Origin of the sequence: Solibacillus palustris, from assembly GCF_022549215.1 — a bacterium.
GTDB lineage: Bacteria > Bacillota > Bacilli > Bacillales_A > Planococcaceae > Solibacillus > Solibacillus daqui.
The window spans coordinates 231834-254043 of sequence record NZ_JAKZFC010000004.1; the positions used below are offsets into that span (position 1 = coordinate 231834).

Here is a 22210-nt window from a genome sequence, read left to right on the forward strand (position 1 = left end):
GAAAAGCAAACAATCGTTGATATATCAGTGATTGTTTGCTTTATCAATTTTAGGACATAGCCACCTAATGGCATAGCGACATCTTAAAAGTTCTTCAACTTTAATAATTTTCTATATGTTACTCCATTTTCTCCACAAATGCGCGGATAATGGCACCGTCACCATCAGTATCAATACGTAACGAGCCATTTGAATAACGGTCAGCACGCGTTAAATTCGTCACAGCAATGGATTCTTGTACACCTTTTTCTGTTTCGATTGTAATCGTATTTCTAAAGTTGACAACTAAAATCGTGTAAATGCGATGTGGATTAGTTTTTAACTCTTTTAAAATCACAACGCCGCGTTTCGCACGGTTACCTATTTCAATTTCACCAACAAGCATGCGTTTTACAGCACCGCGCTGGGTCACGATTATTAACTCTTGATCTTGTTCAGGGTTTAAAATAACTACACCAGCCAACTGTTCGCCTTCTTTAATAACCATCCCTTTCACACCGGCAGTTCTCACACCAGTAACAGGTAAATCATCCATCGGGAAGCGAATAGTATAGCTTGTATTCGTAGATAATAATACTTCTTCATTTTCCTTCACAAGTTGGGCGAAAATCATCTCGTCATCGCCTTTTAGGTTCATCGTCTTAATTGGCTTCGAATAACGAGTTACAACGTAATCTGCTAGCGCTGAACGCTTTATTTGACCATCTTTAGTTGCAGTAAATACATAAACATCTTTTTGTTCAAACGTTTCAATGCCTATGACTTCAATGATTACTTCGTTTTGCTCGAGCGGCACAATACTTGAAATATGCTGGCCTAAATCTTTCCAACGAATATCCGGTAATTCATGCACCGGCTGATAAATATAATTGCCTCGATTTGTAAATAGCAGTAAGTGATGCTGCGTATTGGAATGCGCTTCGTATAAGAGATAATCAGATTCCTTCATTGCAAAATCTTTACCATTTGACGCGTTATGTGAGCGCAGGCTTGTACGTTTGACATAGCCATCTTTTGTCACCGTTACAACAACTTCTTCACTTGGTACTAACACATCACGTGTAATTTTAATTTCTTCAATTTCTGCTTCAATTGTAGAAACACGTGGTAATGCAAAACGTTTTTTAATGTCGGCAAGCTCCGATTTAATAACACGAATCAATTTCTTCTCATCCTCTAAAATCGCAGTAAACTTCACAATTTGCTTGTTCAGTTCATCTTGCTCTTCCTGAAGTTGTGTAATATCGGTATTTGTTAAGCGGTACAGTTGTAAGCTCACAATTGCTTCAGCTTGCACCTCTGTAAAGCCAAATTTATCGATAATATTATTTTTGGCATCGCGTTTGTCTTTTGACGCACGAATGGTTTCAATGACTTGATCTAAAATCGATAATGCCTTCATTAGCCCTTCGACAATATGTAAACGGTCCTTGGCACGTTTTAAATCAAATGCTGTACGACGGCGCACTATTTCCTTTTGGTGGTCGATATAGGCATCAAGCATCAACGGTAAAGTCATCATCATTGGACGACGATTATGGATCGCAATCATATTAAAGTTGTACGATACTTGTAAGTCCGTTGATTTTAATAAGAAATGGAGAATTCCCTGTGCTTGTACGTCTTTTTTCAATTCAATAACAATACGTAGTCCTTCGCGGTCTGATTCATCTCGAATTTCAGAAATGCCATCTAATCGGCGGTCACTAACACGTAACTCGTCCATTTTACGAATCATATTGGCTTTATTCACTTCAAACGGAATTTCGGTAATGACGATTTGCTCTTTATTGCCCTTTAACTGCTCAATTTCGGTACGAGAGCGCACAATAATTTTGCCTTTTCCTGTTTCGTAAGCTTTTTTAATCCCGTCAATCCCCTGAATAATCCCACCTGTCGGGAAATCTGGCCCCTTAATAACCGTCATCAGCTCGTCAACCGTACAGTTTGTATTATCTAATCGCATTAGCACCGCATCAAGCGCTTCGTCTAAGTTATGTGGTGGAATATCCGTCGCATAACCAGCAGAAATCCCTGTTGCCCCGTTTACTAAAAGGTTTGGAAAACGTGATGGTAATACAGTTGGCTCCATGTCCTGATCATCAAAGTTTGGCACAAAATCAACTGTATCCTTGTTTAAATCACGTAATAGCTCGCCTGCAATGGATGATAACCGAGCTTCCGTATAACGCATCGCAGCTGGTGGGTCACCATCAACCGAACCGTTATTTCCGTGCATTTCGACTAACATATGACGCGTTTTCCAGTCCTGACTCATACGCACCATCGCTTCATATACCGATGAATCTCCGTGTGGATGGTAGTTACCGATAACGTTACCAACTGTTTTGGCTGATTTACGGAACGGCTTGTCATTCGTGTTGCCTTCGTTAAACATCGCAAATAATATGCGGCGTTGAACTGGCTTTAACCCGTCACGTGTATCTGGTAACGCACGGTCTTGGATAATATATTTTGAATAGCGACCAAAACGGTCACCCATGACTTCTTCTAATGGTAAGTCTTGAAATTTTTCTACAGAGCTCATTTGTCACTACCCTCCTCATGCTGGATGAATTCATTTTCTAAAATGCTTGCATCCTCTTCCATGCCGAAGTTGACATTTGATTCAATCCATTTACGGCGCGGCTCTACCTTATCACCCATTAACGTTGTCACACGGCGTTCTGCACGTGCTCCGTCTTCGATTTTTACACGAATTAACGTACGAGTTTCTGGATTCATCGTTGTGTCCCATAATTGGTCGGCGTTCATTTCACCAAGACCTTTATAGCGTTGGATGATATAGCCTTTACCGATTTTTTTAATCGCTGCATCTAGTTCATTTTCAGTCCAAGCATATACAAGTTCTTGCTTTTTACCAGAACCTTTTGACACTTTATATAGAGGTGGTAACGCGATATATACTTTACCGGCCTCGATTAATGGTCGCATGTAACGATAGAAGAATGTTAATAGTAACACCTGGATATGCGCACCATCCGTATCGGCATCGGTCATAATCACGACTTTGTCATATGCCGTATCCTCTACTGTAAAATCCGCTCCAACACCAGCACCGATTGTATGAATAATCGTCGAAATCTCTTCGTTTTTCATAATGTCTTGGAGCTTTGCTTTTTCCGTGTTAATAACTTTTCCGCGCAATGGTAAAATCGCTTGGAACGTACGGTCACGCCCTTGCTTAGCCGAACCACCGGCAGAGTCACCCTCTACTAAATAGAGCTCGTTTTTCGCTGCATTTTTTGATTGTGCAGGCGTTAATTTTCCTGACAATAACGTGCTCGATTTTTTCTTTTTGCCGTTTCGTGCATCATCACGTGCTTTGCGCGCTGCTTCACGAACTTGTTGTGCACGTATTGCTTTACGAACAAGAGAAGATGATAATTCAGCGTTTTCTTCCAGTACATACATGAGCTTTTCCGAAACAACGGTATCTACCGCTGAACGCGCTTCTGAAGTACCTAGCTTACCCTTCGTTTGCCCTTCGAATTGTAATAAATGCTCTGGAATTCGAACGGAAATAATCGCAGTTAAGCCTTCGCGAATATCAGCGCCTTCTAAGTTTTTATCTTTTTCTTTTAGCAAGCCTATTTTTCGTGCATAATCGTTAAATACACGTGTCATAGCTGCTTTAGCACCTGTTTCATGGGTACCACCATCTCGCGTACGCACGTTATTTACGAATGACAAAATCGTTTCAGAATACCCATCGTTAAACTGGAACGCAAATTCAACCTCTATTTCTTGCAAATCACCCTCAACATATTTAACTGGATGCAATACATCTTTTTCTTCGTTTAAATACGTGACGAATGCTTCGATACCGCTTTCGTAATGGAAAATCTCGTGCTTACCTTCACCGCGCTCATCAATAAGCTCAATTTTTAAGCCTTTTAATAAAAATGCAGACTCACGTAAACGCTCTGCTAATGTATCATAATTATATTTCGTTACTGAAAAAATCGTTGGATCTGGTAAGAAATGCACTAATGTACCATTTTCTTTTGTTTTTCCGATAATATCTAACGAAGTAGCAGGCTTTCCACCGTTTTCGAAACGTTGTTTATATATTTGTCCATCACGATGAATCGTTACTTCTAAAAACGTAGACAGGGCATTTACGACCGATGAACCTACACCATGTAACCCGCCACTTGTTTTATAGCCTCCCTGACCAAATTTACCACCGGCATGCAGCACGGTGAAAATAATTTCAGGCGTCGGCTTACCCATTTTATGCATCCCCGTAGGCATACCGCGACCGTGATCACGTACACTAATACTATTATCTTCATGAATTTTCACGATGATATGATTCCCAAATCCAGCAAGTGCTTCATCCACAGCATTATCTACAATTTCATAAACTAAGTGGTGAAGACCTCGGCTATCCGTGGAACCAATATACATCCCTGGTCGTTTTCGTACGGCTTCTAAACCTTCTAATACTTGAATGGCATCTTCATTATAAGAAACACCCGTTTGGTTTTTTACCAAATGTAATCCCCTCCAAAAATACAAACAAACGTTCTATTTCTATCTAATCGTACCGCCAAAATCGCACTCTGTCAATGTTTGGAGCGGTTTTTTAGTCTTTGCAAAGACTAATTGTATCATCAAAAATGTCCCTTTAAAAGCATATCCTCTAATACTTTTTCTCTAAATGTAACTATTTTCCTGTAAATTTCGTTGGATTCGGTAAATTGACATAGATAAATAAAAAATGTTGTATTACTTTTCAATACGTTATATTATCAATTGCATATTTATTTTTTTCACTGAATGTTATAGCCATATACATATTATCACTCAATTCCATTTTTTATTTCTTCTTTTCTTCTAATTGAAAACGGTGTAGAATATTCATTACATACTATTAGTACCAACTAATAATTCTGAATTTCGAAAGGAGCACAACTCTTGTTTAACGCTTTTATTATTATTTGTGCTTATTTAATCGGTTCGATTCCATCGGCTTTATGGATCGGCAAAATTTTTTACAAAACAGACATTCGCCAGCAAGGCAGTGGTAACTTAGGAACGACAAATACATTTCGCGTATTAGGTAAGAAACCTGGTATTGCTGTCATGCTGATTGATATTTTAAAAGGGACAGCTGCTGTTCTATTGCCACTATTACCATTATTCGCAGATAGCACGGTGCATCCTCTTACTTTAGGGATTATTGCAGTAGCGGGCCATATGTTCCCTATTTTCGCAAAGTTCCGTGGCGGTAAAGCAGTCGCAACAAGTGCAGGTGTTATTTTGGGCTATAACTTACCTTTATTTTTAGTGTTATTAGCTGTATTTTTAATCTCATTAAAAACAACAAAAATGGTAAGCTTAACTTCAATGATTACCGCAACGGCTGCGATGATTTATGTTACTATTTTCTGGATTGTAACGGGAAACTTTGCCTTATTTATTTTAATCTCATTTTTGGCTAGCTTTATTTTCTACCGCCATCGTGAGAACATTAAACGAATCAAAAATGGTACTGAACCAAAAATTAAAGGCTTTTAAATAGCGTGCTGGAAGTGTAAAAACTTTCAGCATGCTTTTTTTATCGTTATAATGAATGTGCACTGGAAGTTTTACGCCAAAAAGAATTTTGAGGTGAATCATATGGAAATTAAACTATCAAAAGAAGCAATCGGTTGGTTCAAGCAAGAAATGGAAGCAGAATCTGGAGATTATATTCGCTTTTATGCACGATACGGAGGCTCTTCTCCATTTCACGAGGGGTTTTCACTTGGGATGAATCGCGAACAACCACATGAAATTGCTGTTGAAACAGTGGTAGACAGCATTCATTTTTATATTGAAAAGGCAGATGAATGGTTTTTCAATGAGCATCATTTAATTGTAAATGTTGATACGAATACCGATGAACTAAGTTATACCTATGAAAAATAGTTTAAATTTTTTAAATATATTGTAATCCCTGTTTTGGCATTTTGACTCGTTATAATAAACAAGTCGAATTTTATGAACAATGAGGGATTACAATTGAATGTAAAACAGGGTTTTTATTGGCGCTGCGTATTTTTTATTACCGGCATTATTATTTTATCACTTGGCATCGCATTAACAATTAAGGGGCAAATTCTAGGTGTTGGCTCTTGGGACGTGCTTCACATTGGCTTACAGAAGAACTTAGGCTTAACCGTAGGAACATGGTCGATTATTATAGGTCTAACCATTTTAGCGATTGATGCAATTTTCACTAAACGATTACCGAAAATCGGAACATATTTAGATATGTTTTTAGCTGGGATTTTTGTCGATATCTTTTTGTACACACTACCTGATCTACATAATCTATTTGAACAAACATTGGCATTTGTCATTGGCATTGTTCTATTAGGCTTTGGTTGTGGGATGTATATGGTCGCAAATTTAGGGATTGGCCCACGTGACACATTGATGTTACTACTTGTCCGTCGCTTCGGCTGGACTGTTAACCGTGCGCGGACAACGATGGAAGTTTCAGTTGCAGTTATTGGTTTTTTATTAGGTGGTCCTGTTGGTGTAGGTACCGTCTTTATGGCATTTGGTTTAGGGCCTGTTGTTCAATGGGCATTACGATTAAATGAAAAACTATTTTTCCGTGCTTCTGGTATGGAAAGTGCTGTTTTATAATAAATTTAGGGATTGTAACTTGATGTGTAAGTGATTCCTTAAAATTAGCGCTAATATATTTTTTAACTGGCTAGCTTGAATGCAGTGTATCACTAAATTCATGCTAGCCTTTTTCTATTCGCTTAACGGTTACCATCATTTGCATAAATAACAAGAAAATTCAAAAAATACTTTTCGTTTCAATCAAAAAGGTGCATAGTTATATTGGAGGTGTATTCATATGATACATATCGAAAACATAGAACTTTACCGTAATGAAAAGCGTATATTACATCAATTGAATTGGCATGTCGAAAAAAATCAGCATTGGGCAATTTTAGGCTTAAATGGCTCTGGCAAAACGACTTTATTAAAGGTCATTAATGGCTATATCTGGCCAAACGAAGGCAAAGTACAAGTATTAGGCGAAACCTATGGCGAGTCATATATTCCGAAGCTACGTCGTCGAATTGGTTGGGTAAGCAATGCAATGATTGATAATTTAAACTGGCAGGATAATGCCATTGAAATTGTTTTAAGCGGCAAATTTGGCGCATTACGCTTATTTGAGGAAGTTAGTGAAGCGGAAATTGAAGAAGCAGTGCGGATTATGAAGCATTTTAACTGTGATCACTTGGCGAATAAAACATTCGAATATTTATCACAAGGTGAACGTCAACGGGTTCAGATTTCACGCGCAATCATGTCCGATCCTGAAATCCTAATTTTAGATGAACCTTGTGGTGGCTTAGATATCATTGAGCGAGAAAATTTACTACAAACAATCGAACAAATTGCAGGTCGTGACAACTGCACAACGTTGATCTATGTAACACATCATGTAGAAGAAATATTGCCCTGCTTTAATCATGTTTTATTGATGAAAGATGGTAAAGATGTCGCTGCTGGTACGCGTGAACAAATTTTAACCACGCCAGTATTAAGCGACTTTTTCGGTCGCGAAGTAAGCCTACAAATCGAACGTGACCGCGCTTGGGTTGCGGTGAAATAAGCGAATAATTAAAAACGTACTCAAACGAATTGAATGAGTATGTACCCATCTTGCGTCCATTTCAATTCGTCTGAGCTGCGAATTAGATATATCACTTACGCCTCGGCGTAAGTGCGTCCAGATTTTATTGAGCTTGGGGCCACAGGATGTGGGTCAGTCAGCCGTTGTCACACGATGTGACGTCGTTAGGCTGACTTCCTCTTAAAAATCCCTCTAAAAATCTGTGACATCTGCCATAGGCTTTGGGCCAACACGATGTTGGTCACTTAGGCTTTGCCGCACGATGCGGCGCACTTAGCATAAGTTCATCTATTAAGCCAGAGTTTGAACCCCACTTAATATAGGATATCCTTGTAATTCATCCCCCTATTATAGAAGTGCAGGATGAATGCTGAAGCAAGTTAAATGTGAAACTCAATTTGCTCATCTACAAAATGCCAATCATACGGTGTTTCTTGATAAACGTAGTAATTTAACCAATTGTAAAATAATAAATGCGAGTGCGCACGCCAAACATTTTTAGGTGCTTGTTGTGGGTCATTACTTGGGAAGTAATTAACCGGAACTTCCGTATTTTCTGGATCCTTTGCAATATCGCGGAAATATTCGTCAGATAGCGTCGTCGCATCATATTCAAGATGCCCTGTAATCATAATATGCTTATTATTTTTCGATTGCGCAATAAATACCCCAGCATCATCTGAATAGCTAAGTAAGCGTAAATCAGGATGCGCTCTTACTTCATCAATAGACACAGTCGTATGTCGTGAATGCGGTGCTACATATTCATCACTAAAACCTCGCACTAAATCAACTGTTAAATCGGTGATAACATGAGAATAAACACCCGAACATTTTTTCGGAAGTTCAAACTTACCAATGCCAAAGTGGTGGTATAACGCTGCTTGTGCGCCCCAACAGATGTACATAATCGATGTTACATTTTTATCTGCCCAATCCATTACCTTCGTAATCTCTTGCCAATAGCCAACTTCTTCAAATTCCATTTTTTCAACCGGCGCCCCTGTGATAATTAATCCATCATAGCGACGGTGCTTAATTTCATCAAATGTTTGATAAAATGTATCCAAATGCGATTTTGACACATTTTTCGATTCATAGGTAGCCGTATTTAAAAATGTAACATCAACTTGAAGTGGCGTATTCCCTAGTAAACGTAATAACTGTAGCTCCGTTTTCTCTTTTTCAGGCATTAAGTTAAACACCAAAATATTTAATGGTCGGATTTGTTGTGTTTTCGCACGGTCCTCTTCCATCACGAAAATTTTCTCTTGTCTTAATAGCTCACCAGCCGGTAAACTTTTTGGAATATTAATTGGCATCGCTTGTTCCCCCTAGTTTTTTCTCCATTTTACACAAATCAAAAAGCCCCTCATTTCCAGCGTAAACAGAAAGGAGGGGCTTTTAAACCGAACTTATCTGCCAAGGGAAGTCCCTTGCTGGAATTAGCACCTTTCTAACCATGTTAGAGGTTGCTGAAACATCAAAGGGCCAAGTCCCTCCGTTTCTCTTGATAAGGCATATGAAATTGTCATAAGTGTACCATGTTAAGATAAATTATGCAATAATTCTAATAATAATTATATTGCCTTTTCAAACTCAAACAATAATGCTTCTAGCTTTGCATCCCACTCACCCGTTAGCGTATTATACACACGGGCAAACTGTTGATTTTCCGCATCGTTATGTGCCATAAAGCAAATGACCGGCACATCATTAATTTGTACAGATAATGAACTCACAACACTTGAAATCGATGATGGCACTTCACCTTCAGCTAAAGGCTGCTCTGATAATTGTTGTTGAATATACTGTACCAGTATAGCTTCATCCATTTCTTCAATCTCTTCAGAATCTATTGTCGGAAATACTTCCGGAAACTGCTCCAATTCTTCAAATTGCTCTAAATCTCCCTCTAAAATGGCTTCATGCAAGGGGCTATATTGTACAAAATAGCTTGTTTCATCAAGCTCCTCTTCAAAAATACCACTTGCTAATTGTGCCTCACCTTTAGCAGTTAGTGAGAAAGCCTCTTCTTTTTTAATCATACCTAGGCTCAGCATTTTATTCGTTAAATCATGAATAAATAGCGGTTCTACAAGTAAAATATCCGCTAAAAGCTCTGCATTTGTAAGCCTTGCTTTGTTTAATGAAATCAGCATCATCTTCATCAAAATATCCATCGCATTACGCATGACAGGGTGGTAAATGACTTCAAGTGTATGCACTGGAATGGAAAAGATCATTTGCTTTTCTATCGATACATCCTTTTGCTGCAAAATTTGTTGCTGCAATTTATCTGTTAAGCTTTGTAAATCCATAGGTTACTCCTTATCAATTACGCCGAGGCGTAATTGCGTCTAGATTTTTTTTGAGCTTGGGGCCACAGGTCGTGGGTCAGTCAGCCGTTGTCACACGATGTGACGTCGTTAGGCTGACTTCCTATTTAAAATCCCCTCTAAAAATCTGTGACATCCGCCGGGGGGTTGGGCCAACACGATGTTGGTCACTCAGGCGTTGCCGCACGACGCGGTGTTCTTAGCCTGAGTTCATCTGCTTCACCCTCTTCTGAAGCAAGTTAAACCGCGTAATATCCGTTTTGCTGCTTTACGGTATCTAATACATGCCCATACATTGTACGTACTTTTTCAGCTTTCGGGCGCTCGGTAAACATTTTACTACTACCAATCATAATAAGTAGTTCACGCGCGCGCGATAATGCAACATTTAAACGACGATAATCCTTCGCGAATCCGATATCACCGCGCTCATTTTCATGATTCCTCACCATACTAACGAGTATTACATCCATCTCCATTCCTTGGAACTTATCGACAGAACCTGTTCGAATGTGTAAATGTGGCACATGAAGCTCCTGCTCAATTAATCGATTAACTCGCTTTACTTGTTCAGCGTAGAATGAGATTACACCAACTGATTTACATGCATCTGGTGCGATTAAACCGTCTGCCTTCGCTTGTGCAGTAGCATCATTTATTTCGATTAACTGCGCTTTAATTTGAGCTAGCTCAGCTTCATTATATAAACTCGAACCTTCTTTCATACGTTGTTCAAAGTTTGCCTGCTCATTCGCAATATCGAGCCATAGTAAATGATGATGGCGTGAAATTTTTGGAGTCGATAAATAATGATCACGTACTGCATCGGAATCATCTAAACCGCATTGCAAGCGTTCAGATTCCTGCTCGTAAAATGGAGTAATGGTTTCCATAATATTCGCATGCATACGATATTGTAACGCTAACATCGTTTTGTTTTGCTGCGGTAAGTTATTATATAATCGCTCAAATAATGATTCTTCAAGTAACTTTTCAAGCTCTCGTTTTTCTTCAAATGTCGTACTTTCCTTCACGACTTGCTCTAATGTTTCCTCAAATGTAGCATCACCGACAAGTGGTGGTAGCTGATGATGATCTCCTACTAGGATAATTTTTGCCCCTTTTAGCATTGGTAAGAGTAGTTCAGGTGGCGTTGCTTTTGACACTTCATCAATAATAACTACATCAAATGTTGGATAATTATCCATGAACTCTTTATTGGCAGACGCTACACATGTTGTACCAATCACATTTGCATGTTTTACATACAGCTTGCGAATTTCGTCTAAATCATGCTCGTTTGCTTCGTTTAATAAACCATGCCATTCATTTTGTAGCTCTGCTGTTACAGGTAATAAGTCGATTTTCACTTGCAATGTGGCAATCATTTCTTGTAAACGTTCGATTTGTGCATTTACTTCGAGAATCGCTTGCTCTGGATTGGATTTTGTTAATTGCTCCAATTCTGCGCGACGTTTTTCATGTTGTACGCCATCACTATTGAAATGTTTAAAACGAGTTGTCATCTCTTCGACTGTTGTTGTACCGAGTGCAATTTGTTCGTTGAGCACAGAAAGTTCTTGTGATTTTTTTGCAAATTGAGTATCAAGCTTTTCGCGGTTTTGGCGCTGCGTTTCCACTTTCACTTGCTCAAGTTCATTTGATGCCAACGTTTCTTGTAATTGTGCCAACGTTTGCGTAATGTCGATTGAACCGTTGATGCGATCTTTTAGCGCTTGCAATTGATTGTCATACGTTGTCGCTTCAGTTTGTAACTTTGTTAATAGCTCCACCTTCACGTCATTTTGCTCTTTAAATTGTAAAATGATTTCTTCTTTTAGCTTTTCAAAAATAAGCACGGTTTCACGAATAGCGTCCATATATTTTTCGTTTAGCTGTTCCATGTATTGCATACGTAAATGAATGCCCTGTATCGAACGCGCACCATTTTGCACATTGACTTTACGTTCAGCAAATGCTCGGCTTAGCTTCGATAAAAATTCCTGTACCTCGTCTAATGAATAATGGTGATTCATCGCTAACTTCTCGGCATTAACATGAATACCTAGCGCGGTCTCACTATATTTTAACGCCTTTTCTAGTCGTTCTATTACGTCTTTAATCGGCTTGTATTGTTCCATTTGCGGCTGAATGCGGTCGAGCGCTGTCAGTAATCGGTCCATCGCATAATTTCGGCGTATATCATACTGCTGCATAAATTCTTCAATTTCATACACCTTTTTAAGTGAAGCTATTTTTTCAATAAGTGGATCAACATTTGCTGTTTCATTTGCACGCTCAATTTTTACCATCACTGTTTGTTTCCGAGATTGGAATTGTTCAATTTGAGCACGGAGCTGACTTTGCTCAATATGCAGCTTCATTTCGATTTGTTGTTCAGTTAATTGCTGTTCTTTTTCATCTAATTGCGCCAATGTTAAGCTGTCCGTTCGCTGCTGTTCAAAATTACTTACTGCTTCCGCAACAGATAGATGTGTTTGCTGTAGCTTTTCTAGCTTGCGTTCATTCTCTTCTAGCTCTTTTTTACATGCTGTGAGCTCTTTTTTTAACGCGTTAATTTTTTCGGCTAACACATGAAGCTCGGCTTTAGCGGCTTCTTTTTGCTCGATTTGCTGTTGTAGCGCTGTTTGTTCTTGTTCTAGTGCTGTAATTTCTGTTGTTTTTTCATCAATCTCGGCGAATAATAATTGCTCTTTTTGCGTGTGTAATGAGATTTCGTGACCTATTGCCTCAAATGTTTGCTGTTGCCAATAACTCGCTACATTTTCCTCGATGAATTTCTTGCCTTCTTCTTCAATACTTTCCGTTCGACCATAACGTAAAATGCGAATGTCTTTATTTGATAGGAGACGACTTAGTGCGTTATCAACTGCTAAGTTGGACTGCGAGGCGACAAGCGTCTTCAAACCAGCCTTAGCATTTTGATAGCAAATTTCTGAAATCACGGTAGTTTTCCCAGTACCTGGTGGGCCTTGAATCACATATAAATCCTCAGCGCTCATTGCACCTTCAACTGCCTGCTGCTGATATTCATTCAGTCGATTATGAAAATCAAGTGGAATGGTTGATTTCCGATCGGCAATGGTTGGCTTGTCTTCAAATAATATCGTTTCTAAATTGGCATTTGCAGCTAAGCCTTCTTTTAAACGCTCAAAACCTTTCAATAATCGCTTTAACTGCGATTTCGTTGCTGCATTTGAAAATTCAATGTCTTCCGATTGGAATTGTAATTCATTTCTACGTGCTAAATTACTATAAAACGGCTTCAATGCAATTTCGACTGTATTTTCATTGCGGCGAACTTTCGCTACATCGCCGATTTCTTGAATATAGCCGCGCAAACGAGCACTCAATCCATCTAACTGCTTCCATTGCTTATTGTCTAATGTCGAAATACGAAATGTCGCATGGCTAAAGTCAGCATCATAAGTGACATTAGAAAAACGCGCATGAATATCTTCTATATCCGCGTTTTTATTTAACACTTTTAAATACCCTTCCCAGCTCGAAATACGTTTATTTACATAGTCAAAACGTTCCTGTGCAATTGGTAACTCATCTAGAACTTTCATAAAAGATTCATTGTATGTATGACCACTAATGCGTGATGCAACAAAATGTAGTTTCATCGTAGCACGACGATTTGTGACAACAGGTGTGCCTTTACCACGAGTACGGAAGCTTTTTGCAACAAGTCCATTTTTTTTATCAAAAACGCAGTCCATTATGACAACACGTTCATCAAATTTGTTTTTTAGTTTTAAGTTTTTATCATTGTCGAAATAAATTGTTACGTGTAGTTGCTCATCTTCAACGGAAACTTTTTCAATTGCAACAATGAAATATTGCTGTAAATTAAAAAAGGCGTGTTCATCTGGAACATGCTCCTTCATCGCTTCACGCGCGGTATTTGTAAGTAAAATGTGACATCTGGTTTGCACTGTGGCGATTATTTTCGGTGCCATGAACACACCTCCTCGTTGTTTTAGTCATAACGTTTATTATAACAACTTTACAAGTTTCTATAAAGGAAAAATGCCCTGTTTATTTAAAACAGGACATGTTTGATCATACTAAAATTTTGCAACTTCTGCGTATTTGGCATCCCAATCTGGGTCTATTTTCTTTAATGCTACTGGACGGAAATTTTCTTTTTTCACTAAAATATGAACCGATTTCGCTGTAACCGCAACTGTGCCATCTTCATGTGAAATTTCATAGCCATATGTAGTACGTAAATTTGTGTGTTCTTCAATCCACGTACGAACTGTTGCTGTTTGACCGTAACGCATTGCCGCCTTGTATTGAATTGAAAAATCCATTACCGGCGATAAAAAGCCATCATCTTCAAGTTTTGCATAATCAAAACCCAAATCCTTCACAATTTTCGTACGCCCTAGCTCGCACCAAATTAAATAATTGGCATGATACACAACACCCATCTGATCTGTCTCGGCATATCGTACATCTACTGTTGTTTCTGAAATAAACATTTCTTTCACCTCTAGGGGTATTATAGCGTGAAAAACGTTGGTATGTAATGATTTTTGGTGAAAACTTTTTTGTATAGCTTTTACCGCCAGCAAAATACAGACAGCAGCTTCAACAAGTTATGACTTTTACAAAGGATACATGGTACATATTAAAGTCTACCTAAAGCTCTTTACGAAAGAACACATTAGTTTTTAATCATTTTGGTTAATAAAGAGCGTTGTATAGAAGTATAAAATAGTATAACTACGATTGGGCAAATAATTAAAAATATAACCAAATTAATTGCATTCAGTTCTTGCATCAGTGAGAACTCCCCCCACTCCAAAATAATCCTAACAAGTAACCCAATTAGATTAATAATAAATGTTAAAACTAGAACTAATAAAGGGCGATACTTATAGAATGCGACGAAAACATAACTTACGAAAAAGTAACTCATAACAGTTAGTATCACTAATGGGAAAAAATTGGATAGGTTAATTGGGAATATTAGCGCTCCAATAAATACAAGGTATGAAAAAACAATATATTTAATAAATTTATTTTTTTCTATCATTTCGAGATCAGCAGTCATGATTTAAATTCCCCTTTCATAGTAATTTTTTATTTCTACAATTTAGTATTTGTATAGTCTGTTTCACTCTAATATAATTTTTCTAATATTTTGTCAAGTTTGCTGAAAGTCCTTCCGAAATTTCTTCAAGATCTCCATTTAAGTAATCATAAATACTTGAAGGAAACCCCTTTTCTCCATTTGCTGATGACTATTTGCTACTAAAACAATTTGGTATGCATCTGTAATGTGACCGCTAAAAGTTAGACACGGTTATTTCATCTAGGCAGCTTGGGTAAACTGAGTTCGGTAATGCACCGGATTCAATTTTAATTTTGCCTTAATCCGTTTCGTGTTGGAAGGGCTAATCTCTCCCACCCCTTATTTCCATTTTATCGTAAATATAAGGCAATTCTATAACACTTTTCTGCCTTCAATAGTACGCACCCTCTCTTAACTGCGAAAGAATTAAGTGCTCATCACCCTTAGGATTTCTAGGTTTAGCCATATCTTCTAACCACACCTCCAACATTTGTTTGTTTTGTAAACACCCCATTATGCTAGTTGCATAGTGAAAATAAAAAACACCCCTAGGGATGTTTGAAAAAAATCTATATTATTTTCTGTGTAAATAAATATTGATACCTAGTTGCTTTACAGCTAATTCCTTGTTTCCTCTTTCCATTCTAATAAAATAATCTGGATTTTCTTTAGAAATTATAATCCTTCCGAGTTCGTCCTCGTATATATTCCAACCAAACAATAAAAAAGTTATGTTGATATGAAGCATGTTTGATTTCACATATAAAAAACCAATTAAAGTAAACAAAATAGCATTTGTTATCAGCGTGCTTATTTCTTCCATCTTTATAGCCAATAACGGTACTATATATGTAACTAAATAACTTAAAGTCTCTTCGTTTTTTCTTGAAACCCTTTTACTAACGATATCATCGTTACATTCACATTTATTTATATACACCAATGGTAAAAATGACAGTATAAATAATACAATTAAAATTATATAAACCGTCAGATCAACCTTATCCTGAATAATCGAATTTATATCAAAATTTTTATAGGGTAGTATTGAAAGTGCCACTATCAAGTATAAGGGCGAATATGACGAAATAAAAAGAAACATTTTAAATAAATTTGTCAATTTCCCCTCCCCTTCCACAATTACCTTAAATCATCTCTTCCTTTTTCACCACTTAATACGGTTTTATAATACGCATCGTTAAGTAACTTTACAATATCATTTAATTGTTTTTTATCTGTATATTTTATTTTGGTTTTATCATCGTTCAATTCAATATTCAAATCAAATTCTGTAATAATTTCTTCTACCTTTATGAAGTTTTCAACAAATCTCGTCATCCTTTCGGGTTTTGTCATTAGTCTTGAAATCCGCTTTACTATATTTCCATCTTCAATGCTATCAACTTTAAATTGATCAAAACCTTCTATTTTATGTGTTTCTTCAAAAGAATTTAAGACAGTACTAGCATTTTGAATATATTTTGTTTTTAAATCAAAAATCCTTTGCATGGATACATTATTAATAATAAGAATTTCGTTTTCATAAATAAGTAAGTCAAAATTCGGTTCAATTCCAATAAATGAATCAGAAACTTTTCTAAAAGTAGAGTCCGCCAATGTTCCCCAAAGACCCTTTGAAAATTTTTTAAATTGTGGAATACGATTAATTAGATAACAGTACTTCCCTGTTTCTATTTCTATTTTTATACAATAAATATCTTTCTTAACATCGTCATTTACATTCTCACCAGGTTCATTCAAACTATTTAATAAATTATTAAACGTTATTCCTACATAGGACTGTTCACAGTATTCTACGACCCCATTTGGTCGGCCGTTTTCGTTGTATTCAATTTGTTCTTTTTCAATCAATTTATTAATCGTCGGTTGAACAATCTCAACTATTTCTTTTTGTAAAGAACGACTTAAAGATAGTTTATGTGCAAAATAATCCAATGCATCATCAGTTTTAATCTTTTCAATTATAAACAAGTTTAATTTTGGTGTATTACTTATTAACAGTTCTATAAGCTTGCTATTAATAATATCGATATTCAACTTTGTAATCCCCCTTTAGCTATATGATTTTAACACTAAAATTATACAGTATATGATTACTTCAATCATATTATCAATCAGAACACTTGTTCTATATCGATATTATTTCTCCTTTTCTAGAAATTCAAGAAAAAAGTCCGTCTAAAAAATAATTTCTTACTACTTCCTTAATATAACTAAATCTTTTGTGATTTTTAGCATATTCCAAAGAGGATCAATAATGCTTACTGTTCAAAGTATCACTCCAACTCCACATGAATCTCACCACCATAAGAACACGTCTTTTCATATTCCTTCTTCACTTCTGTATGTGTGCTCTTTTCAGCTTTCGTCACACTAATCAACTGCGCTGGTCGCTTACAATCCTCACATTGTAATACATAATTCATCCGCTCATTCCTTTCCAAAAGAAAAAGAGTGCCGCATTCATAAACGGCACTCTCACACAAAATCATTATTCAGTTGTAATTGTTTGAATAGTGTAGACTCGCATCCAAAATGTTCGTTTTTCTGACTTGAGTGGATGCTCAGGTTTTTTTACATTTATTTCCCGTGCAATATTTTCAGAATATTCAGCAACATGAATGTTTAAACTTCCTTTTTGACGAAATGTTGATTAAAGAATTTGGTATTATTTTTAATATAAATTGTATTGGAGTTAATCAATATGTTATTTGCAAATACACCCCCTCCCCCTTACTATGCTGTTATTTTTACCTCGCAAAGAAGTAATAACGATCCTGAAGTTGTGCATTAATCTTATTTTTCTAAAGCCAGACAGGCACTTGCTAAATACATAGTTAATATTATGTATTTGAAGGGGTGATGACGATGCCGTGGCATCAAAAAATTGGTTATTTAATTGGTCAACCTGTTGGAATTTCATTAATAAATGGCCAAGGAACTTCCGGGGTATTATGTGGTACATCCAATGGAAAACTTCTTGTCATTGAATATTTATATCAAGCACAATTCGCCTTGAAGCAATATGATTTTCATATGATTCAAGATATAAATGGATTTCCACCTTGCCAGGACCACCGACAACTATATTAATACCACCCCTCTTTTATAGAGGGATTTTTTGCTCACGTCTTTTTATTCCACTTACTTCACATTTTGTTTCAAATGCTTAGTAATTAATTTAATTAACCGATCCAAAAATAAATACGTAATCAAAATTCGAATTTTCTTCCGCATCAAATCTCCTCCACTTTAACCTCTGCCCTCGGCTGCATCGCGTAAAATTTACGCACCACCAGCCCCACAATTTGTTCATCATCCACCCAGATAATTTTTGACATGCCATCTTTAATGCCCTTAACTAATTTATCCGTATCAGGCTTTGTCTTTGGACGTTATTCACCACTTGCGATAAGCGCCAGTTTTGGCTTTGTGTGGTACTTTTTCGGTGGAACTAGATAAACATCTACCTCTAGCTATAACGCGCCTTGTAATGGCTCCTGTGGTTTATTCTCCCCCATGCTACGATCTTGACCAACTCTTTATAAGCACGAGACTTCGGGGCATCGTGTGTTTTGACACCCCTACCAACGCGACTAAAGGGTAGTCGTTCCTGCGCTTGTGTAGCACCAGGTATTGTAAATTGAATCATTGCACAAACCAGTTATTTTTGGAAATAAAAAAGAACAGGCTCCAAATTAATTGGCACCTGAACCTAAAAGAAATATTTTTTACTAAAAGTAGAGAGTTGACAGACAATCTAATTTTAATTCAAAAATCATTTTTTTCTCATGATGTTACGGTCAATCATATCTTTTAATTAAAAATTTGTGTTTTTTTAAACGCAGAGATTATCGCTATGCAAACTAAAGAGATAATTCCAATGAAAAACATTAAGAAGCCTATTGGAATTAAAAAGAATGCCGGTTCCACTAAAGTACCATCTTCTGCTATGCTACTTCCAATTACAGTGCTCACAATAAAACAAATAACCCCTATTAGAATCGGTGTAGAAGCAATTAGATATTTTTTCATTATATATTTTCCTCCATTTATTTTTTATTTTTTTTTCCAAAGTTGAAAATTTAACAGTTTTCGCCTTGTCATTTTTCAATATAGAAACGTTAGCTATTGTTATACATAGATGTTCCGATAATTCTGTAACACTCATTTTTCTTTTGGCTAACAAGACGTCGGGATTTACAATTATCACCATAATTAATTGCACCTTATATCGTTAGTTCATTATCTTGTTTTATCTCACTTACTTTGCTTACTAAATATGAAAGCATGGTAGTATAAACAGCAATAATGACTGCGAAAAATAGAATGTGTAGCAGAACAACTATGATATTGGGTTATAGATTTCAACGACGAAAAAGTAAAGAAGTGCAGTTACACTAAAAGACCTTTTCCAGTTACAGGTCCAACATAGATAAAAAACAGTAAACCAAACAATCCACAAAACACAATTATCAATTTTAACCATTTCAATAAATCTTTTTCTTTAATAAAGTACCTCCTTATCTTCTATTGGTAGGATAACCATAAATATATCTTAAGTCAATTATTTTTTATCGAAAAACAATAAATATTTATTTAAACTCAAAAGTTATATATACAATTTTTAATATAATTAATTATTGTTTTCACAAAAAACAAACTCGGCTAACGATGAATAAACGCGAAAAAGCCCGCCACCACTGTACTTAAGAGAGATGACGGGCTTTGATTAAACTAAACGCTTAGATACAATAATACCTTTATGCAATACGGTTTGGGATTATTTGCACATCAATTAAGATGTAGGACAGTTCATAAGAATTAAAAAAGGATATTATGATTTAACGTTGAATTTTATAAATAAACAAAGTGCAGTTCCCATGGTATAGGAGCAAATTGAAAATAAAGGATGTGTAATTAATTGTCGTTTCATATTAGAATACGAGCAGGTGCAATAATAATAGAAAATAATAAAATTTTATTAACAGTGTATAACGACCCCAAAAGAGGTATCATTTATGATTTACCTGCTGGTGGAGCAGAACCAAATGAATCTATTACAGATACAGTTAAAAGAGAAGCCAAAGAAGAAGCTTCTATAGATGTAGAAGTAGGCCCTCTAGCCTTTGTTTATGAATACACACCTCATCTTAATTTTGAAAAGTTTGGGGAAATACATACATTAGTTATGATGTTTGAATGTAAAATAAAAAATCACAGCACGCCAAAATTCCCAGAGAACCCAGACTCAAATCAAATAGACGTTAAATGGCTCCCTATTTCAGAATTACAAAATATTGAAATGTATGCGAATATCGGTCTTTATTTACAGGAATATATGCTAAATCCTAGAAACATTGATTTGATAGAAGAACATAAACTAAATCTAAATTAAATTAAATTAAATGTATTTGAAATTGAATTATTCAACTAACAGAACTTTAGGTATTCCCTTTAATGATTACCAAACACCGCATTGGTAACTTTTGTACTTAAACTAACGAGCATTTTAGTTGTAAAAGAATAATTTTTATAAAAGGTTATCTTTATCTTTATATCAAAACAAGGAAAATAAGAGTAGTCTTATAGATGGAGGTTTGCAAATGTACATTAAAACTAAAAGGTTATTGATACGCAAATTTGAATCCAAGGATTTGCAAGCTGTATATGAATATACATCAGATATTAATGTTATGAAATATATTCCCGAAGGTGTTTTTACTGAAGAAGTTGCAAAGGAGTTTATAAATCAAAATATGGGTGATAAAGCTGAAAAGTTTCCTGTCGTTTTGATAGACGAAAATATTCTTATTGGGCACATCTTTTTTGATAAATATTTTGGTGAACATACATACGAGATTGGATGGGTGTTCAACCCGAAATATTACAATAAAGGGTATGCTTCTGAAGCAGCAAAAGCAATCTTAGAATATGGTTTTGAAAAAATGAAGTTACATAGGATTATTGCAACTTGTCAGCCTCAAAATATTCCATCGTATCGAGTAATGGAAAAGATTGGAATGAGAAGAGAAGGCTACTTTAAAAAATGTATTCCAAACGGCATTGAGTGGTGGGATGAATATTATTACGCTATTTTAGAAGAAGAATGGAAATCTACTACAATAAATAATTAAGTAGTATAAAGTATACAAAATAAACCTAATAACGTTCTCGAATGTAATTTTAGTGACAAACACAATTGCAATAGTAATGTGTAAAAAATATAAGAAATTATACCTCTCACTTTAACTACATGTATTTAACGCATTCAAATCAAATTAAAAATCCTGTGTTGAACGCAGGATTTTTAATTGTTTCACAAACGGGCCATATTCTGAAGTAAGGCTGTTTTAATTATCAATAGACAATTGAAAGATACGTTTCCTCTCACCTCTCTAAATTCCTCTTTAAGGAATTTCATGAGAGGTTTTTTATATGCTACTTTTTGAAAAATATGCCTGGGTATCTTTACGTATTTGTTTGGGCAAGACTTGATCAAGTTCCTCATTTAACCATGAAAGGGTTTTGCTACGTAGATAATCACGCATTTTTTCTTCTGCTTCGAGCATAACTAAATTGATGGTGCAATAAGAGGGAACTGAACAGCATCCTTCTCGATATAAATACCCATTATCTTTAATATTTTTACATTGAAAGATGGGTTTAGGACCTTCAACTGCTTCCACTACATCCCAGAAGGTAACATCTTTTGGAGATTTAGCAAGTTTATATCCACCCTTCACACCAGGGACTGAACTAACAATACCTGCCTTAGATAATTTACCGAAAACTTTTGAAAGAAATGTCTCGGAAAGTCCTTGGAACTCTGACAAATCCTTTATTCCAACACTTTCATTGGAAGGAACATCAATTAAATAAACCAGACAATGTAAAGCATATTCTACGCCGACACTATATTGCATTAAAATCACCTACTCTTTGTTTAAGGATATCCAAACTGAATCTTAAGAGTATTTATTGCTTTAGTCAAATAATAGAAACCTCTCCCTTATGGAAAAAATTTTTCATTTGACAAAACTAATTATCACACATATTATA

General features: G+C 36.1%; 19 protein-coding genes, 1 pseudogene and 1 riboswitch. Of the genes and pseudogenes, 7 read left to right on the plus strand and 13 right to left on the minus strand.

Translation table 11 applies throughout. The features are described 5' to 3' along the window. Window positions 1-118: 118 nt before the first annotated feature. On the minus strand, window positions 119-2548 hold the full coding sequence (gene parC / locus LZ480_RS12450) for a DNA topoisomerase IV subunit A (RefSeq protein WP_241369764.1): 2430 nt from the start codon (window positions 2546-2548) through the stop codon (window positions 119-121). Continuing rightward, window positions 2545-4521, minus strand: coding sequence for a DNA topoisomerase IV subunit B (gene parE, locus LZ480_RS12455; RefSeq protein ID WP_241369765.1), 1977 nt, complete (start codon window positions 4519-4521; stop codon window positions 2545-2547). The genes parC and parE overlap by 4 nt, the downstream gene beginning before the upstream one ends. Before the next feature lie 423 nt (window positions 4522-4944). Here parE and plsY point away from each other — a divergent pair, with 423 nt between their 5' ends. The 4 genes from plsY (at window position 4945) to LZ480_RS12475 (ending at window position 7657) form a co-directional block, all read left to right on the plus strand. After that, window positions 4945-5547, plus strand: coding sequence for a glycerol-3-phosphate 1-O-acyltransferase PlsY (gene plsY, locus LZ480_RS12460; protein WP_241369766.1), 603 nt, complete (start codon window positions 4945-4947; stop codon window positions 5545-5547). A 102-nt stretch (window positions 5548-5649) separates the two neighbouring features. Beyond that, complete coding sequence (locus tag LZ480_RS12465; RefSeq protein ID WP_241369767.1) at window positions 5650-5940, plus strand: HesB/YadR/YfhF family protein; 291 nt, start codon at window positions 5650-5652, stop codon at window positions 5938-5940. A 72-nt stretch (window positions 5941-6012) separates the two neighbouring features. Next, entirely contained in the window at window positions 6013-6666 is a 654-nt protein-coding gene (locus tag LZ480_RS12470; RefSeq protein ID WP_408641616.1) for a YczE/YyaS/YitT family protein, read from the plus strand. Between the two features lie 220 nt (window positions 6667-6886). Next, window positions 6887-7657 (plus strand): ABC transporter ATP-binding protein, encoded by a 771-nt coding sequence (locus LZ480_RS12475; protein WP_241369769.1) that lies wholly within the window; start codon window positions 6887-6889, stop codon window positions 7655-7657. Window positions 7658-8058: 401 nt separating this feature from the next. On the opposite strand, the gene metA is transcribed toward LZ480_RS12475, so the two are convergent. The 7 genes from metA to LZ480_RS12510 form a co-directional block, all read right to left on the minus strand. Beyond that, window positions 8059-9000, minus strand: a complete 942-nt coding sequence (gene metA, locus LZ480_RS12480) for a homoserine O-acetyltransferase MetA (protein WP_241369770.1) — start codon at window positions 8998-9000, stop codon at window positions 8059-8061. Between the two features lie 90 nt (window positions 9001-9090). Continuing rightward, window positions 9091-9198: riboswitch (SAM riboswitch) on the minus strand. Between the two features lie 60 nt (window positions 9199-9258). Next, complete coding sequence (locus LZ480_RS12485) at window positions 9259-9999, minus strand: nucleoside-diphosphate sugar epimerase (RefSeq protein ID WP_241369771.1); 741 nt, start codon at window positions 9997-9999, stop codon at window positions 9259-9261. Window positions 10000-10256: 257 nt separating this feature from the next. Then, window positions 10257-14003 (minus strand): AAA domain-containing protein, encoded by a 3747-nt coding sequence (locus LZ480_RS12490; RefSeq protein ID WP_241369772.1) that lies wholly within the window; start codon window positions 14001-14003, stop codon window positions 10257-10259. A 108-nt stretch (window positions 14004-14111) separates the two neighbouring features. Further along, window positions 14112-14531, minus strand: a complete 420-nt coding sequence (locus tag LZ480_RS12495; RefSeq protein WP_241369773.1) for an acyl-CoA thioesterase — start codon at window positions 14529-14531, stop codon at window positions 14112-14114. A gap of 1170 nt (window positions 14532-15701) precedes the next feature. Next, the gene (locus LZ480_RS12500; protein WP_241369774.1) at window positions 15702-16247 is read right to left on the minus strand and encodes a hypothetical protein; all 546 of its coding nucleotides are present in this window, start codon (window positions 16245-16247) and stop codon (window positions 15702-15704) included. 20 nt (window positions 16248-16267) lie between these two features. Beyond that, complete coding sequence (locus LZ480_RS12505) at window positions 16268-17185, minus strand: Kiwa anti-phage protein KwaB-like domain-containing protein (RefSeq protein WP_241369775.1); 918 nt, start codon at window positions 17183-17185, stop codon at window positions 16268-16270. A gap of 239 nt (window positions 17186-17424) precedes the next feature. Beyond that, window positions 17425-17574 (minus strand): hypothetical protein, encoded by a 150-nt coding sequence (locus LZ480_RS12510; RefSeq protein WP_241369776.1) that lies wholly within the window; start codon window positions 17572-17574, stop codon window positions 17425-17427. Between the two features lie 442 nt (window positions 17575-18016). Between LZ480_RS12510 and LZ480_RS12515 the strand changes: the two genes are divergently transcribed. After that, the gene (locus tag LZ480_RS12515) at window positions 18017-18241 is read left to right on the plus strand and encodes a hypothetical protein (protein ID WP_241369777.1); all 225 of its coding nucleotides are present in this window, start codon (window positions 18017-18019) and stop codon (window positions 18239-18241) included. Window positions 18242-18384: 143 nt separating this feature from the next. On the opposite strand, the pseudogene LZ480_RS20100 reads toward LZ480_RS12515, so the two are convergent. The 3 genes and pseudogenes from LZ480_RS20100 to LZ480_RS12525 all read right to left on the minus strand — a co-directional run. Continuing rightward, window positions 18385-18525 (minus strand): annotated as a pseudogene (locus LZ480_RS20100) (RusA family crossover junction endodeoxyribonuclease); the annotation flags it as partial. Between the two features lie 439 nt (window positions 18526-18964). Beyond that, window positions 18965-19183 (minus strand): DUF3955 domain-containing protein, encoded by a 219-nt coding sequence (locus LZ480_RS12520; protein ID WP_241369778.1) that lies wholly within the window; start codon window positions 19181-19183, stop codon window positions 18965-18967. After that, window positions 19104-19364 (minus strand): helix-turn-helix domain-containing protein, encoded by a 261-nt coding sequence (locus tag LZ480_RS12525; RefSeq protein ID WP_241369779.1) that lies wholly within the window; start codon window positions 19362-19364, stop codon window positions 19104-19106. Before LZ480_RS12525 ends, LZ480_RS12520 begins: the two co-directional genes overlap by 80 nt. A gap of 708 nt (window positions 19365-20072) precedes the next feature. Here LZ480_RS12525 and LZ480_RS12530 point away from each other — a divergent pair. Both LZ480_RS12530 and LZ480_RS12535 read left to right on the plus strand, forming a co-directional pair. Then, entirely contained in the window at window positions 20073-20546 is a 474-nt protein-coding gene (locus LZ480_RS12530) for an NUDIX domain-containing protein (RefSeq protein WP_241369780.1), read from the plus strand. A 208-nt stretch (window positions 20547-20754) separates the two neighbouring features. After that, a complete protein-coding gene (locus LZ480_RS12535; RefSeq protein WP_241369781.1) occupies window positions 20755-21285 on the plus strand; it encodes a GNAT family N-acetyltransferase in 531 nt (176 codons plus the stop codon). Window positions 21286-21582: 297 nt separating this feature from the next. On the opposite strand, the gene LZ480_RS12540 is transcribed toward LZ480_RS12535, so the two are convergent. Further along, window positions 21583-22074, minus strand: a complete 492-nt coding sequence (locus tag LZ480_RS12540; protein WP_241369782.1) for an RrF2 family transcriptional regulator — start codon at window positions 22072-22074, stop codon at window positions 21583-21585. Window positions 22075-22210 lie beyond the last annotated feature (136 nt).